13 protein-coding genes and 1 pseudogene are annotated in these 15289 nt (G+C 69.6%); 9 read left to right on the forward strand and 5 right to left on the reverse strand.

The window, feature by feature from the left end:
- Positions 1–71: 71 nt before the first annotated feature.
- Positions 72–1904: a glycoside hydrolase family 3 protein gene (locus tag ACGFR9_RS09790; protein WP_393204908.1), complete on the forward strand. Its 1833-nt coding sequence runs from the start codon at positions 72–74 to the stop codon at positions 1902–1904.
- A gap of 53 nt (positions 1905–1957) precedes the next feature.
- Here ACGFR9_RS09790 and ACGFR9_RS09795 read toward each other — a convergent pair whose 3' ends face one another.
- On the reverse strand, positions 1958–4042 hold the full coding sequence (locus ACGFR9_RS09795) for an NPCBM/NEW2 domain-containing protein (RefSeq protein WP_393204911.1): 2085 nt from the start codon (positions 4040–4042) through the stop codon (positions 1958–1960).
- A gap of 199 nt (positions 4043–4241) precedes the next feature.
- Positions 4242–4682: a VOC family protein gene (locus tag ACGFR9_RS09800; RefSeq protein WP_393204914.1), complete on the reverse strand. Its 441-nt coding sequence runs from the start codon at positions 4680–4682 to the stop codon at positions 4242–4244.
- Between the two features lie 213 nt (positions 4683–4895).
- Here ACGFR9_RS09800 and ACGFR9_RS09805 point away from each other — a divergent pair, with 213 nt between their 5' ends.
- The 5 genes and pseudogenes from ACGFR9_RS09805 (at position 4896) to sigJ (ending at position 8584) form a co-directional block, all read left to right on the forward strand.
- Complete coding sequence (locus ACGFR9_RS09805; RefSeq protein ID WP_393204917.1) at positions 4896–5417, forward strand: pyridoxamine 5'-phosphate oxidase family protein; 522 nt, start codon at positions 4896–4898, stop codon at positions 5415–5417.
- Positions 5418–5422: 5 nt separating this feature from the next.
- On the forward strand, positions 5423–6499 hold the full coding sequence (locus ACGFR9_RS09810; RefSeq protein WP_393204919.1) for a serine hydrolase domain-containing protein: 1077 nt from the start codon (positions 5423–5425) through the stop codon (positions 6497–6499).
- A pseudogene (locus tag ACGFR9_RS09815) lies at positions 6495–6632 on the forward strand (IS5/IS1182 family transposase); the annotation flags it as partial. The gene ACGFR9_RS09810 and the pseudogene ACGFR9_RS09815, both read left to right, overlap by 5 nt.
- 147 nt (positions 6633–6779) lie before the next feature.
- On the forward strand, positions 6780–7514 hold the full coding sequence (locus tag ACGFR9_RS09820) for an SDR family oxidoreductase (RefSeq protein WP_393204922.1): 735 nt from the start codon (positions 6780–6782) through the stop codon (positions 7512–7514).
- An 83-nt stretch (positions 7515–7597) separates the two neighbouring features.
- Positions 7598–8584, forward strand: a complete 987-nt coding sequence (gene sigJ / locus ACGFR9_RS09825) for an RNA polymerase sigma factor SigJ (RefSeq protein ID WP_393204925.1) — start codon at positions 7598–7600, stop codon at positions 8582–8584.
- Between the two features lie 130 nt (positions 8585–8714).
- On the opposite strand, the gene ACGFR9_RS09830 is transcribed toward sigJ, so the two are convergent.
- The gene (locus ACGFR9_RS09830) at positions 8715–8921 is read right to left on the reverse strand and encodes a hypothetical protein (RefSeq protein WP_393204928.1); all 207 of its coding nucleotides are present in this window, start codon (positions 8919–8921) and stop codon (positions 8715–8717) included.
- Between the two features lie 412 nt (positions 8922–9333).
- Here ACGFR9_RS09830 and ACGFR9_RS09835 point away from each other — a divergent pair, with 412 nt between their 5' ends.
- Positions 9334–10176, forward strand: a complete 843-nt coding sequence (locus ACGFR9_RS09835; RefSeq protein ID WP_393204931.1) for a hypothetical protein — start codon at positions 9334–9336, stop codon at positions 10174–10176.
- A gap of 44 nt (positions 10177–10220) precedes the next feature.
- On the opposite strand, the gene ACGFR9_RS09840 is transcribed toward ACGFR9_RS09835, so the two are convergent.
- Positions 10221–10916, reverse strand: coding sequence for a type 1 glutamine amidotransferase domain-containing protein (locus ACGFR9_RS09840; protein WP_393204934.1), 696 nt, complete (start codon positions 10914–10916; stop codon positions 10221–10223).
- Between the two features lie 212 nt (positions 10917–11128).
- Positions 11129–12037, reverse strand: a complete 909-nt coding sequence (locus tag ACGFR9_RS09845) for an SDR family NAD(P)-dependent oxidoreductase (protein ID WP_393204936.1) — start codon at positions 12035–12037, stop codon at positions 11129–11131.
- A gap of 151 nt (positions 12038–12188) precedes the next feature.
- Here ACGFR9_RS09845 and ACGFR9_RS09850 point away from each other — a divergent pair, with 151 nt between their 5' ends.
- Entirely contained in the window at positions 12189–13055 is an 867-nt protein-coding gene (locus ACGFR9_RS09850) for a helix-turn-helix domain-containing protein (RefSeq protein ID WP_393204939.1), read from the forward strand.
- Between the two features lie 278 nt (positions 13056–13333).
- Positions 13334–15058: an MOSC domain-containing protein gene (locus ACGFR9_RS09855; protein ID WP_393204942.1), complete on the forward strand. Its 1725-nt coding sequence runs from the start codon at positions 13334–13336 to the stop codon at positions 15056–15058.
- The last annotated feature ends 231 nt before the right edge of the window (positions 15059–15289 follow it).

Genomic DNA, 15289 nt, shown 5'->3' on the forward strand with positions numbered 1-15289 from the left:
TTCCCGCGTTCGGAGTACCGCGCGTTCCCTTCAACTCCCGTACTGGGCAAGGCTGGAAGGAGCATGTCCGCATGCAGGACCGGAGTCTGTCCAGGCGTACCGTCCTCGCCTCCGCCACCGTGGTCGCCGCGAGCGCGACCGGCGCCGTGGGCGTGACGGCGACTCCCGCGGTCGCGCACCGGCGCGACAGCCGCCTCGAGAAGATCATCTCCAGGATGAGCATCGAGGCGAAGATCGGCCAGCTGTTCGTGCCGTACTTCTACGGAACGTCGGCGACTGCCCCCAGCCGGCTCGACCAGGACCGCAACCTCGCGGCCCTCGGCGTCCGCACCGTGGCCGAGCTCATCGCCAGGTACCACATCGGCGGTGTCATCTACTTCCACGGCTGGACGAACAACATCCAGGACCCGCGCCAGATCGCGGAGTTGAGCAACGGCGTGCAGCGGGCCTCGCTCGCCCTGCCCACGCCCATCCCGTCCCTGATCTCCATCGACCAGGAGCACGGCGTCAACGTCCGCATCGGCAGCGGCGCCACTCAGCTCCCCGGCGCGATGGCGCTCGGCGCGGGCCGTTCGCTCGCCGACGCGCGCACCGCCGGATGGATCTCGGGCACCGAACTCGCCGCCCTCGGCATCCATCAGAACTTCGCCCCGGTCGCCGACGTCAACGTCAACCCGGCCAACCCCATCATCAACATCCGCTCCTTCGGCGCCGACGCCGGTGACGTCGGCCGAATGGTGGCAGCCCAGGTGACGGGATATCAGCAGGCGGGCGTCATAGCGTGCGCCAAGCACTTCCCGGGCCACGGAGACACCGGCGAGGACAGCCACACCGGTCTGCCCGTGATCACCCACACGCGTGAGGAGTGGGACCGTATCGACGCCCCGCCCTTCAGGGCCGCGATCGCCGCCGGTGTCGACTCGATCATGACGGCGCATCTCCAGGTCCCCGCGCTCGACCCCAGCAACGACCCGGCCACCCTGTCGCCCGCGATCCTTCAGGGCGTGCTGCGCGGCGAACTCGGTTTCGACGGTGTGATCGTCACCGACGCCCTCAACATGCAGGGTGTGCGCACCAAGTACGGCGACGACCGCGTCCCCGTCCTCGCCCTGAAGGCCGGCGCCGACCAACTCCTCTTTCCGCCGGACATCGCCGTCGCCTACAACGGCGTCCTGGCCGCTGTCCGCAGCGGGGAGATCACCGAAGCCAGGCTCGACGAGTCGGTCCTGCGCATCCTGCGGATCAAGGAGAAGGCCGGCCTGTTCAGCGGCAACCCCTATGTCTCGCGCAAGGAGGTCGACCGGATCGTCGGCGCCCGCCGACACCGGCACGCCGCCGCCCGTATCGCCGAGCGCACCACCACCCTGCTCGTCAACGAGGACAGGACGCTCCCGCTGCGCCGTAGCCAGAGGAAGCTGCTCGTGGTCGGCGCCAGTCCCGCCTTCCCGACCGACGACACCCGCACGACCGTGCCCGAACTGGCCGAAGCCTTCGACGACCTGGGCTACCGCACCACCCACCTCGCCACCGGCCGGACCCCCGACACGGCGAAGATCGACGAGGCCGTGGCCGCCGCACAGGGCCGCGACGCCGTGATCGTCACCACCGACAACATCAACGCGACCAGCCCTCAACGCACCCTCGTCTCCCGCCTGCTCGCGACGGGCGTCCCCGTCATCCACCTAGCGGTGCGCAACCCCTACGACATCGCCCACCTCGCCGAGGTCCGGGCGTCCTTGGCCTCCTACTGCTGGACCGAGGTCGAACTGCGCGCCGCCGCACGGGTGATCGCCGGCCGGGTCGAACCGCGTGGCAAGCTCCCCGTGCCCGTCCAGCGGGCCGACGACCCGACCCGGTACCTCTTCCGCTCCGGGCACGGCCTCTCGTACGACGGCGTCGACTGAAGCCGGACAGACGCCCGGCCGGGGGAGCCCCGGCCGAGCGTCACACGCACTGATCAGCAAGTGGCGTCGAGACCCGCCCAATTGGCCCGGTCGTTGTAGCCGCCGTCGCCGCCGTCCCCGACCACCAGGTCGAGCACCCGGACACCACTCAGGTCGACCTCGGCCTCGCGGACGTTGTCGCGGCCCAGCACGCCGCTGTCGTACAGCACCCGTCCGTCACCGATCACCTGGAACGTCGAAGTGCCGCCGTCCGGGCCGACGTCGCGCACCGCGTCGTCGATGCCGACGGTCGTCGTCAGCCGGGTGCACCGGTCGCCGAGGTAGTAGCGGACGGTGGAGGGGGAGGCGACGCCGAGGCCGGTCGCATACTCCTGGCCGAGCATGCTGATCGGCGTCCAACCACCGACGCTCCGGTCGACCGTCGGGCTCATCCACCCGCTGGTGGCGCTGATCCAGTCGTGGTGCGACAGCACGACGTCACCGTCCGGCGCCACCGGCGCCACCACCAGAGCCGCGGCCGTCTCCTGCTCCAGCCGCCCCTTGCCCGTCACCGCGTACGACGTCGTGGCGGTCAACGCGGTGCTGCCCGGAGCGGCGTCGGCCGGCAGAGCCACGTCGAAGGCCAGAGCCACGGAGCGCCTGGGCGTCAGCAGTTTCGGCGCCCTGCCGACCGGCCGGACCGTCCAGCCGTCCGGCACCGACAGTTCGACCCGCGGTGCGAACACCGGCCGCGCACCGTCGTTCCGCACGGTGACCTCGACCTGGGCGCTGTCGCCGCCTGCGGCCACCGGGGCGACCCCGGCCGGCACCGCGTCGCCCCCGACGTCCGTCACCTGCGGCAGACCCGCCACGACATGCGGAACACCGGGCTTGCCCGTCGCCCGGCCGACCCGGAACAGGGCCGCGCCATGGGCGGGGACGGCGGCACTGATGGTGCCGGCGCTCTCGGTGACCCGGTCGGTCCAGACGTCCTCGAGGGCGAACCGCTTCCCGGACAGCCCGACCGACCGGGCACTCGTGGTGAGCGTCGCCGGACTGTCACCGCGGTTCAGCAGCAGCACCGCACGGTCACCGTTCGCCAGCCGCTTCACCCACGTCTCCGTCGTACCGGCAGGGCCGACACGTACGGCCTGGACGCCGGCGGTGTCCTGGTTGATCGCGAGGACATCGCGGTCCTGGAGGATGCCGAGCGAGGTCTCGCTGAGCTCACGGATGTCGCTGCCGATCACCAGCGGTGCGGCCGCCACCGACCACAGGCTCATCTGCGTACGGAACTCCTCGTCGTTCATCCCGAGTTCGGGACCGAGGTAGTCGGGGTCGTTGAAGTGCCCCGGCCCGGCGACCTCCGGGTGCCGCGCGTTCGCGTCGTAGTTGCGCAGCACGTCCTTGAACTTGATCTCGCCGACGAAACCGACGTCCGTGTACGTCCGCCAGGACTGCGCGATCCCGGGCGCGTACGACCAGGAGTGCGTCGACTGCTGCTCCTCCGGGTAGTCGCCCCAGTCCGGAGAGGTCACCGGGTTGCAGAGGTTGAAGAGCATGGGGCGCCGACTGGAGTTGTTGCGCAGCGCCTTCGCGAACTCGGTGTACACCGTCTTCGGGTCGAGGTCCGCGGCGATCCCGCAGAGGTAGTCCACCTTGACCGCGTCGAACTCCCAGGCGGCGAACCGATCCGCGTCACGCTGGTAGTGACCGTGGCTGCCCAGACCGCACTTGCCAGGAATGTAGGGACCGGCGTCGGTGTAGATGCCCGCCTTCAGCCCTTTGGCGTGGATGTAATCGACCAGCGGCTTCAGCCCGTTGGGGAACTGCTCGGGGTTGGGCACCAGGTCGCCGGCCGAGCTGCGCGGAGTCGGGGCCGCCCAGTTGCCGTCGATCCAGACGTACTTGTAGCCGGCGTCGCGCAGACCACTGCTGACCAGGAAATCGGCCGTCGACCTGATCTCCGCCTCGGTCGGATCGCCGCCCAGGGCGTAGTACGTGTTCCAGCCCATGTACGGCGTCGGGCTCAGCATCTGCCGGGCTCCCGCCGGTGCCGCGGCGGCCTCGTCACCGGCCGGGGGAGCGGCTTGGACGGGAGCCTGTGCGACCAGCAAGCCGGTCAGCAGAGCCAGCAGGACGGTGAGATGTCGTTTCACATCGGATCCTTCGCTGTCCGATCAGGCGTGCGACCCGTCCCTGCCGCGAGCGGTGATCGCGCCGCGGGCCCGGTCAACAGCCGCACGCCTGCGGTTGTTTGCCAGGATCCTGCAGGGGGCACCGCCGCGCGTCAATAATATTTCCTAAATTAAGATTTAGCGGCCAGGGGTCGACCCGGCGCCGAAGCGGCGGGAGAACCTAGCCGATCCGTTCGGCCAGAGCGAGGATGATCCCCGACGGCCCACGAAGGTCGCAGAGGCGGTAGAGGTCCTCGTACTGCGCCACCTCACCGAGCAGCTCGGCGCCATGACCGCGCAGGCGGGCGATGGTGTCGTCGATGTCGTCGACGGCGAACATGACACGGTGCAGGCCCAGCGTGTGCGGGGGCGGGTCGAGCGGCCCTGCGGTGACCGCCTCGGGTGAGTGGAACCTCGTCAGCTCCAGCCTGCCGTGCCCGTCCGGGGTGCGCATCATCGCGACGGCACTGCGAACCCCGTCGAGGCCGAGCATCCGGTCCGGCGTGGCTCCCTCGATCAACGCCTCGCCCTCCAGCTCCATGCCGAGCTCGGTGAAGAAGGCGACAGCGGCCTCCAGATCGCCGACGACGATGGCCACGTTGTCCATCCGCTGAATCGCCATGGGTACTCACTCCTGCTTCCTCGCGGGGCCGGTTCCGGCCCCCGACTATGCCGTACCACCCACCGAAGCCACGTCACGTTCCGGCCGCCGGCCGGAACGAGCGGACGCGACCGCACATGGCAACGACCGCGGAGATCGTCAATAGCGGCGGATGACACCACATGGAGGGCATGATGGGCCGGCAGGGCACACGATGGAGAGGGGCGTGACACCATGCCGGGCAGTGAACCGGACGTCATGTTGGGGTCGTTCTCGGCCCCCGGCGCGCAGGCGACACCGTGGGCGTCGGCGCTGGCGGCCCTCCGTCAGGCCGAGGTGTTCTGGCTGTCCACGGTCCGGCCCGACGGCCGCCCGCACGTGACGCCGTTGCTGGCGGCCTGGAGCCTCGACGGCCTGTGCTTCACCACGGGCGGCCACGAGCGCAAGGCACACAACCTCGACCGCAACCCCCACTGCGCGCTGACGACCGGCACGAACACCCTGAGCGGCATGGACATCGTCATCGAGGGCAGCGCATCCGTGGTGGAGGACGGCTCCGAACGCGGACGGGCCGTCACCGACTTCGAACGGAAGTACGGTGCTCATCTCACCAGCCCCGAGGGCACCTGGCACCGACTGGGGGAGTCCGTCATCACCGGCGACGTCAGACTGTACCGAGTGACGCCCACCGTCGGATTCGCCTTCGGCAAGCTGCTGAAGTCCAGCCAGACCCGCTACACCTGGCCGAGCCGGTGACGCGGATGCCCACAACGCAGCAGAGGGTCCAGAGTGTCCTCGACGAACTCGTCGACACCGGTGCCGAAACCGGCTTGCAGGTCGCCGTGCACCACCACGGCGTTCTCGTCGTCGACGCCGTAGCCGGAGTCGCCGACGGCCGGACCGGGCGCGAGGTGACCCCGCGGACCCCGTTCTTCAGCTTCTCCGCCGGCAAGGTCATGACGTCACTGATCGCCCACCTGCTCGTCGAGAACGGGGAGATCGGATACGACACACCGGTGGCCGACCTCTGGCCGCAGTTCGCCGCCCACGGCAAGGCGGCCACGACTCTTCGCCATGTACTCACCCACTCGGCCGGAGTACCGGCCATGCCACGCGGCATCGGCCCCGCCGACCTGACCGACTGGCCGCGGGTCTGCGCCGCGATCGCCGACGCCGAACCGCTGTGGCAGCCCGGAACACGGACGGGCTACCACTCCTACACCTACGGCTTCCTCGTAGGCGAGATCGCACGCCGGGCCACGGACAAGCCGATGCGTCAGCTCCTGCGCGAGCGCGTCACCGAGCCCCTGGGCCTCGACGGCGGCCAGTACTTCGGTGTGCCCCCGACCGAACTGCCCCGGCTGGCCCACCTGGAGGACGCCGCGGCCCCACCCGACGGCGAATCCATCCTCGCGCCCTGGGAGAGGCGACCGACCGCGGCCATGGCCAACGACCACGACATCCTGCAAGCGGACATCCCCTCGGTCGGCACCTTCACCGCCCGGGACATCTCCGCCATGAACGCCGCGCTGCTCGACGGCCGGCTCATCGACGCACGCAGGCTCGAAGAGCTGACGACGGTGGCCTTCGAAGGCACCGACCAGATCTTCGGCAACCCCGCCCGGCTGGCCCTGGGCTATCCCCTCGGCCGCCTCGGCACCCGGCCGGACGAGACGCCCACCGCCTTCGGCTGGATCGGCGGCGGTGGCAGCTACGTGTACGCCGACACCGCCACCGGCACCTCCTTCGCCCTGACCAAGACCCGCCTCACGCCCCACTTCACCACCGCACAACGACTCGCCGACCTGACAGCGGCGGAGACCGGCCAGGACGCGTGAGGCGCCGCTGTCTCCGGGCACCTTCGGCGCGACCGTGCACGGGAGCCAGGGTCTCGAGCCGCTCGTCCGGGGCATCCCGACCATCCGGTCCCGCAGAGGGCCTCCGCGGCGGCGCCCGGAGAAGCCGCGCGGTGTCCTGCGACCTTGATCGGCCACCGCCGGCCTCGCTCATGGCCTGAGTCACTCCTGTCGCAAGCCTGCTCCGCCGCCTCACATTCTTCCGGCCTGCGTCGTCATATCGGTGAGGGTGGCGACTGGCGCCCCGGAACGGAGTGAGGAAATGAAGGTTTTCATCGCTGGTGGGCGCGGCCGTGTGGGGTCCCGCCTCGCAGACAACCTGGAAGCCAAGGGCATCGAGGTGGTCCCGGGAGGACTCGAGGACGGGATCGACGTGATCTCGGGCAAGGGGCTCGCCCAGGCTCTCGTCGGAGTCGACACCATCGTGAACGTCCTCAACACCCCCCGCTTCGACGCGGAGGGGGCGATCTCGTTCTTCGAGGGAGCGATCGACAACCTGACCGCGGAGGGCAGGCGGGCAGGTGTGCGTCATCACATCGTGCTCTCCATCGTCGGCGTCGGCGAAGGAGACGCATCCGAGATCGGGTACTACCTCGGCAAGGTGGCGCAGGAGAAGGCCGTACGATCCGGTCCGATCCCCGCCACCATCATCCGGGCCACCCAGTTCCAGGGCTATATTCCTGTCCTCGCCGACCAGCACACCGTGGACGGGAAGGTTCTCGCTCCGAGGTCGTTCATCCAGCCCGTGGAGTTGGACGAGGTCGTCGAACTCCTCGCCGAGGCTGTCACGACGCTGGAGCCGGGAAGTGCGGTCGAGATCGCCGGACCCGACCGCTTCTACCTCGACGATCTCTTCCGCGCCACTCTGGCGGACCGCGGAGACGGCCGTGAGGTCGTGACCGTGGACGGACAGGAGGCCCGCGGGGCCATGGTTCCGCGCGGCGCGTACCGGAAAGGCCTTGTGAGGTACCCGATCGCCGGGATCCCCACCGCCTGAATGCGAAAGTAGAAGGATGCGGCGACGTTCCACTATGTGCCGATAGTTCACGCGTGCTGCGCTCCCATGGGAAAGGGTGCCCCATGTCGGAAGGTCTTCCTGCCGAATCCGCCGAATCCGCCGAATCCGCCGAATCCGGTCGAGCCGGGCGTGAAGAATCACCGGCTCTCGATTCGGTCATGGCGGAGCGGCATCGTCTGCTGTCGCTGGCCTTTCGCATGATGGGCACCCTGGCCGATGCCGAGGACGTCGTGCAGGAGACATATGTGAGGTGGTACCGCCTTGAGCCCGAGAAGCGCGAAGCCATTGCCGCGCCCGCGGCATGGCTGACGCGGGTCGCGAGCCGCATCTCGCTCGACCTGCTCGGTTCCGCGCGGGCACGACGGGAGACGTACGTCGGACAATGGCTGCCGGAGCCGGTTCCGGCGGACCTCTTCGCGGACACGGCGAAGGCACCGCTGAACGCCGGTCCTCTCGCCGCTGACCCGCTCGAACGGGTCACCCTCGATGATGCCGTCAGCATGGCATTGCTGACGGTCCTCGAGTCCATGACGCCGGCAGAGCGAGTGACGTTCGTGCTGCATGATGTGTTCGGTGTCCCGTTCGACGAGATCGCTGATGTCGTAGGCCGTTCAGCGGCGGCGACGAGGCAGTTGGCGACGTCCGCGCGCCGCCACGTTCGACGGGGAAGACGCGCTCAGGTTTCTCCCCACCAGCATGATGAGGTTGTCCGGGCGTTCCGTGGCGCGACTGTCGGAGGGAACATCGAGGAGTTGCTCCGCGTGTTGGCTCCGGACGTCGAACTACGCGTGGACGGCGGCGGCTTCGTCAATGCGGCACCTCAGGTCATCCGCGGCTCCGATCATGTGGCCCGGTGGCTCATGGGAGTGATGCGCAAGCAGCCGGCCCTGCGTTTCGAGCGACGCGACACCGCAGACGGTCTCGGATACATTCTCCGGGACGAGGGGCGTCGGTACGGGTTGGCCACCTTCGACGTCAGTGATGAACGCGTCACGAGCGTGTGGTTGATGCTGAACCCCATGAAGCTGACGAATTGGCCACTCGACTGATCAGCCATTGCTCAACGCCAGGTCATGCGGCTGATCGCCGCCGGACGCACCGGCGACCTGGCGTACGAGTAGGGCTCGGTGCCCCCCGGCCACCTCGGCCCCTGACATCCGTCCAGGACCCGCAGGGAACCTAGCGGCGGCTGTTGCGCAGCCGCGTGACGGCGACTTGAAGGCTCTCGAAGGCGTGCTGCTCATGGCGCGGGGTGCTGCGCGCCGCCGGCAGGAGGCTGTCACGCGCCGCCCGCGCCCGGGCGTAGGCGTCGAAACGGGTGATGACCTCGTCGACGAGGTCGGAAGGCGGGGGAGAGGACGGGCGGGGGTCGTCTGGGGACGGCATGGCGGTTCATTTCGGGGAGAGGGGGAGGAGAGTCGCGGCGGCGGACCGGCCGTGGGACGCACGGCTGCGCACGTCGCCGGGAACCATACGGAGCCACGTCACCGACCGGCAGGCACCCGGGTCGGCAACCTGGCGCACCGCCACATTGCCGGAACCGGGCAGCGGCGCCCGTCCGGTGGGACGGGCGACGAGCAGGGTCTCACCCACCCGATGTGCCACTACACTCGCCGTGGCGCGACGGCACACACAGTGACCGGCCGAAAGCGAACGGGGGAGCGGCATGGCTACGGGGGGATGGGGCCCGGGGAACGGCCCAGGTCAGCAGGGCGGCAGCGGCCCGGGAGGCCAAGGGGGCTGGGGCGCGCCCTACGGACCACCCCAGGGCGGCCCGTACGGACCTCCGGCACCACCGATGCCGGCCGGCCCGTACCCGAACCAGCCGCCGTACCCCTACGGGCCCCAGCCCACCAGGCCCGCCGTCAGGCGCCGCCGCGGCTGTCTGTCGCTGGTCTCCCCCTTCGGGCTCGTCGGTGCGATCCTCCGCTCCGCGCACCGCGCCGCCACCAGGCTCTTCGCACAGGACGGCGCCGGCCGGATCGAAGACCGCACCGTGGACCGTGTCCAGCTGGCCCGCACGATACTCGGCGCCGCCGCCACCATCGCCCTGATCCTCGCCTACAATGTGGACCCGGACCGCTGGGAGGACGCGGCGTACGGCGGTGCCGCCCAGCTGCTCGTCGCCCCGTTCGTGCTGATCATCGCCGCGCCCCTGGTGATCGTAGGATTCATCTACTACGCACCCCCGCACCTGCGGCCGCATCTCCGCTCCCGGCTGCGTACCCCGCTCAAGGCGGTCGGCTGGTACGTGCTGGCGCTGATCGTGATCGCTGGAGTCCTCGCCCTCACGGCCATGACGGTCAACGCCGACGACGGGAAGGACTGGTGGGAGTACGTCCTCGCCGTCGCCTCCCTGGTCGTGATCGTGTGGGGCTTCCCCTTCTTCTTCATGGCGTCGCTGTACTCGGCCCGCAGTGCCTTCAACAGCGCCCAGGTCCACCCGATGCTGCCGCCCGTCCTCACCCTCACACTGGTCTGGGTGTTCGCGGCCTTCAGCCTGATCGGCGACGGCATGCCACCCGGCCCACCGCTCGTCCAGCTCTGCTCCACCCTGGGCGGCCCGCTGACGGTGACCGCCGTCTCCCTGTGGGAACTACGCCGGATGAGAACCCGCTTCGGCGTCACCCTGCGCACCTGATCCGGCCCGCCGGACCACCTTCCTGAGGGCGATAACTCCCGTGCTCAGGAGAGGACTTCGAGTAGCCGGCCCGCGAGGACATCGGCCGAGTGCGGGTTCTGCCCCGTGATCAGATTGCGGTCCTCCACCATGTACGGCTCCCACATGGGGCCACGGCTGAACTCGACGCCGACCTTGTCCTTGAGCTCGTCCTCCAGCAACCACGGTGCCTTGGCCGCCAGCCCTACGGCTTCCTCCTCGTCGTTGGTGAAACCCGTGACCCGGTAGCCCTTGAACGGCGACTCCCCGTGGATCCTCGTGGCCAGCAGGGCCGAGGGGGCGTGGCACACGATCGCCAACGGCTTGCCCGAGGCGAGCTGCGCAGTGAGAATCCGCCCGGCGTCCGCGTCCAGCCACAGATCCGACATCGGGCCATGACCACCGGGCAGATAGACCGCGTCGTAGTCCTCCAAGCGGACGTCCGACAACTTCAGCGGGCGGCGCATGACTTCGGCGGAACGGATGATCGACTCCAGTTCAAGAGCCCCCTCCTCACCTCCGGCCATGGAGGGACGCAGGCTCATCATGTCGACATTGGGCGTCACACCGTTCGGTGTGGCGACCACGACCTCGTGCCCCGCCTCGGTGAACTTCTTGTACGGGAGCGCGAATTCCTCGGCCCAGTAACCCGTCGCGTACCGCGTACCGTCCTTGAGCACCCAGTACGTCGCACCGGACACCACGAAAAGTATCCTCGCCATCTGCATGCACCTTCTCTCCACAAAGGAATGCGCATCGGGTCGGAGGATCAAGACACAAGAACCCAGCGTAATCCCTACGCCGAACAGGTGCATCCCGGAGCCCGGGCCCACCGCGACACCCACGTGAGCGAGACCGAGACCCGCAGATCTTCGGCAGCCGTCCCCGGGCCACACCGTGTCCGGGGAAGCCCGGACTGCCGGACCCATCGCGACTACGCGTGATGTCCCGTGGTGGTCCGGCCGTACCTGACCGTCTTCGGGTAGTGCTTGCGCAGGTCGGACATCGTCATCCGGTCGAACACCCGGTCGGGAAGGAGGCTGGAGGCGCGGATGAGGAAGGCGGTCACCGCGCCGATGGTGTAGCGAGTGCGGGGCCTGCGGGCGGTCGCGGCTTTGGCGATCGTCCGAGCCGCGGTGTCGGAGGTCGCGCCGGCTTTGGTGAACGCGGCGACGTGGGAGGGAATCGCCTGCGTCAGAGCGCCGTAGCGCTCCTTCTGCTCCGGGGTCATCCGAGCCGTGAGGTCACTCAGGCCCGCGAGTCCGACGCGGGCCATCTCGGTCTTGACGCCGCCCGGCTCCACGATCACCACCTGCACCCCGTACGGTGCCAGTTCGCTGCGCAGGGCGTCGCTCAGCGCCTCCACCGCGTGCTTGCTGCTGGCGTACACGCCGTAGCCGGCCATGGACACCTTGCCGTTCATCGAGCTGATGTTGACGACACGGCCCTTGCCGCGCACCAGCGCGGGAAGCAGCGCCTGGGTGAGCGCGACGGTCCCGAAGACGTTCACGTCGAACACGCGCCGCCATTCGTCGAGCGGCACCACTTCGACCGGTCCGGCGCAAGGCAGACCGGCGTTGTTGATCAGCACCCGCACGGCGCGGTTGTGCGGGTCGCCGTCGATGCGTGCCACCAGCGCCGCGATGTGCTCCGGGTTCGTGATGTCGAGGATCACCGGCTCGATGCCGGCGGCGCGGAGCGCCTTGCCGTCGCTGTCGCGGCGCACGCCGGCAAGGACATGGAATCCGCGGCGGGCCATTTCCCGCGCGGTGGCCGCCCCCATCCCGGTCGACGCCCCGGTCACGATGACGATTTCCTGAGGTTGCGGGGATTCATTGGACACGATGTGCTCCTGAGAGAATCGATACGAACAGTGACTCACACGGCCTGCCACGACCACTGTCGGCCGGTGCGAGGGCCGGAACCAGTGCCATGGACAACGGTAGGAACGGCAGTACCACCCTCACCTCGCGCGGGGCGGTGATACTGGAACGGTGACCGAGGAACAGAACCATCTGGGCACCGCACTGCGTCGTTGGCGCGACCGGCTCGCACCTGCCGACGTGGGCTTGCCGGCCACGGGCAGACGCCGAGCCTCGGGCCTGCGCCGCGAGGAGCTCGCGGCACTCGCCGGTCTCTCCGTGGACTACCTCGTCCGCCTGGAACAGGGACGCGCCAGCCGCCCCTCCGAGCAGGTCGCCGCGGCACTGGCCCGCGCACTTCACCTGGAAGCGTCCGAACGAGATCACCTCTACCGCCTCGCACACCTTCCCCTGCCGGGATCCGGCCGCATCTCCGTCCACGTCCCGCCCAGCGTGCAACGCCTGCTCGCCGCCCTCGCCCGCGAGGCGCTGGCCGTCTTCGCCGCGGACTGGACACTCATCACGTGCACCGGGCTGTGGGCCGCACTGTTCGGAGAGCCCGCGCAGCCCCCCGCGAAACAGCGCAACCTGGTGCTCGAGACGTTCCTGCCCGAGCCCACCGGCCGGCTGCCTCAGTCCGAACGTGGTCAGGAAGCCATGGAGGCTGCCCTCGTCGCCGATCTGCGTACCGCACAGGGCACCTTCCCGGACGACCCCCGCCTGCGCGGACTCATCCAGGAGTGCACCACCCGCAGTCCTCGTTTCGCGCGGCTCTGGTCGCAGGGCGGCGCGGGCGCACTCGGCCATGACCGCAAGACCATCACCCATCCCTCCGTGGGGGAGATCTCCCTCGACTGCGACATCCTCACCGTGCCCGGATCAGACCTCAGGATCGTCGCCTATACCGCGGCCGCCGGAACACGCTCCGCGGAACAACTCGACTTCCTCAGGGTCACCGCCACACGTGCCCCGCTGCTCTCCCGCGCCGAAGACTCCTGACGGCGTCCCGTAAACACTCCGGGGCATGCCGGTCGACCCGCTTGTTCGCCTGTCGTCCGGCGAGGACGAGACCGTACCGGCGGGCCATGCCGGGCATGGCGTGGTGCCCGCCGTGCGGATCGCGATCGGAGCGCCCGACTCACCCGGGCGCACCCGCGGACGCCGGCGCACCCGGCCGGACGCCGCGCATGTGGCAACCCGGATGCACCAGAGGCTCACCCGCGAAACGATGGTGGATGCGGTGGCGAGTGAACCCGGCGCCGGAGAGGAGAAGGTTCATGCCCTCGTTGCTGTCGGTGAACGTCGGAATGCCGCAGGACGTGTCCTGGCAGGGCAGGACGGTGCACACCGGCGTATGGAAGGAACCGGTCTCGGGCCCGGTGATGGTCCGCCGCCTCAATATCGACGGTGACGGACAGGGCGACCGGGCGGGACACGGCGGTGAACAGCGCGCCGTCCTCGTCTACCAGGTGCAGTCCTACCGGTACTGGCAGGAGTATTTCCGCCGAAACGACTTCGTCCACGGTGACTTCGGTGAAAATCTGACCGTCGACGGCCTCGGCGACGCCGAAGTGTGCATCGGCGACCGTTACGCCATCGGAGAGGCGGAGTTCGAGGTCACCCAGCCCAGAGTCACCTGCTACCGCGTCGGGATGCGTGTGGGGGAGCCCGAACTGCCCGCCCTACTGGTGAGTCACCACCGGCCCGGCTTCTACATGCGGGTGATTCGAGAGGGCCACATCCAGGCCGGTGACCCGATCACGAAGACACGCACGGGACCGGGTCCACTGAGTGTGGCCGACGCCGACGCCCTGCTCTACCTGCCCCGGCGAGACCCCGACGAGCTCCGCCTCGCCCTGTCCATACCCGCCCTGAGCCCCGGGTGGCGAAACTCCTTCCACGACCTGCTGGCCGACGCCGACCGCGGCACGGCGGCCGCCGACCCGACCTGGACGGGCTTCCGCCCCCTGCAGGTGGACGAGGTGGTCGCCGAGAACTCCTTCGTCACCTCCCTGTATCTCAGCTCGCCCGACGGAACCCCCCTGCCGGAAGTCCGGGCCGGCCAGTACCTCACACTGCGGCTTCCCTCGGTCGCACAGCCGGCGCCCGTACGCAGCTACTCCCTGTCCTCGACGCCGGTCGACGGACGGTACAGGATCAGTGTCAAACACGAACCCCATGGCACGGTGAGCGGCTACCTGACCACGCGGGCGCATCCGGGGGAGTTGCTCGACGCCGCGGCGCCCCGCGGCGAGTTCGTGCTGACGGACGGCAGTGAGCCGGTGGTTCTCGTCTCGGCCGGTATCGGTCTGACGCCGGTGCTGGCCATGCTCCACGATCTTGCCGCCCACCACCCCGAACGCGAGGTCTGGTGGATACACGGCGCCCGCCGCCCCGAGGAGCACCCGCTTGCCGCGGAAGCCCACGACCTGCTCACCGCACTCCCGCAGGGGCACGAGCACATCTACTACAGCTCGGCCGTACGCAGAGAACAACACGGCGGTGACTTCTCGCACGGACGGCTGACCGCGGACATTCTGACGGCCCTGTCCCTGCCCGCCGACGCCAGCGCCTACCTCTGCGGACCCGCCGCCTTCATGGCGGACATGCGGCAGGCCCTCGAGTCCGCGGGTATCGAGGCAGGCCGTATCCACGTCGAAGCCTTCTCCCCCCTGCCTTCCACGAACCCGGGCGTCACCCCGCAGTCCGCCGTATCGCCCCATCGGCCTGCGGGCGCGCCGGGTACGGGACCCCAGGTGTCGTTCGCCCGCAGCGGCATCTCCACCCCGTTCCCCGACGACCGACGCAGCCTGCTCGAACTCGCCGAAGCCTGCGACGTCCCCACCCGCTGGAGCTGCCGTACCGGCTTATGCCACACCTGCACCACACCGCTGCTGTCCGGCACGGTCGCCTACGAGCCCGAACCGCTCGAATCTCCGCCCCCCGGCGAGGCGTTGATCTGCTGCGCCCGACCGGACGACGACATCGTCCTCGACATGTGAACAGTGTGAACAGGGGGAGACGCCCCAACACATCGGCAATCCGACGACGGTGAACGGGTACCGGTCCCGCCAGGGGCGAGAAGGCGGGTTGTCCGGCACCGGGGGCGGGGGGGGGCCCGGGGGCGCCCCCCCCCCCCCCCCCCGCGCCCCCCCCCCCCACCCCCCCCGCGGGCCCCCCCCCCCCCGGGGCACAACCCGCCGGATAGAGCCACAAACCACCCGGGCCCCAGT

The organism is Streptomyces sp. NPDC048584 (assembly GCF_043199595.1).
Taxonomy (GTDB): domain Bacteria; phylum Actinomycetota; class Actinomycetes; order Streptomycetales; family Streptomycetaceae; genus Streptomyces; species Streptomyces edwardsiae.

Excerpts from the sequence above, each read along its gene's own strand:
- ACGFR9_RS09790 (WP_393204908.1), top strand. The coding sequence starts at position 72 with ATGCAGGACCGGAGTCTGTCCAGGCGTACCGTCCTCGCCTCCGCCACC.
- ACGFR9_RS09800 (WP_393204914.1), bottom strand. The coding sequence starts at position 4,682 with ATGGCGATTCAGCGGATGGACAACGTGGCCATCGTCGTCGGCGATCTG.
- ACGFR9_RS09805 (WP_393204917.1), top strand. The coding sequence starts at position 4,896 with ATGCCGGGCAGTGAACCGGACGTCATGTTGGGGTCGTTCTCGGCCCCC.
- ACGFR9_RS09810 (WP_393204919.1), top strand. The coding sequence starts at position 5,423 with ATGCCCACAACGCAGCAGAGGGTCCAGAGTGTCCTCGACGAACTCGTC.
- ACGFR9_RS09820 (WP_393204922.1), top strand. The coding sequence starts at position 6,780 with ATGAAGGTTTTCATCGCTGGTGGGCGCGGCCGTGTGGGGTCCCGCCTC.
- sigJ (WP_393204925.1), top strand. The coding sequence starts at position 7,598 with ATGTCGGAAGGTCTTCCTGCCGAATCCGCCGAATCCGCCGAATCCGCC.
- ACGFR9_RS09830 (WP_393204928.1), bottom strand. The coding sequence starts at position 8,921 with ATGCCGTCCCCAGACGACCCCCGCCCGTCCTCTCCCCCGCCTTCCGAC.
- ACGFR9_RS09835 (WP_393204931.1), top strand. The coding sequence starts at position 9,334 with ATGCCGGCCGGCCCGTACCCGAACCAGCCGCCGTACCCCTACGGGCCC.
- ACGFR9_RS09840 (WP_393204934.1), bottom strand. The coding sequence starts at position 10,916 with ATGGCGAGGATACTTTTCGTGGTGTCCGGTGCGACGTACTGGGTGCTC.
- ACGFR9_RS09855 (WP_393204942.1), top strand. The coding sequence starts at position 13,334 with ATGCCCTCGTTGCTGTCGGTGAACGTCGGAATGCCGCAGGACGTGTCC.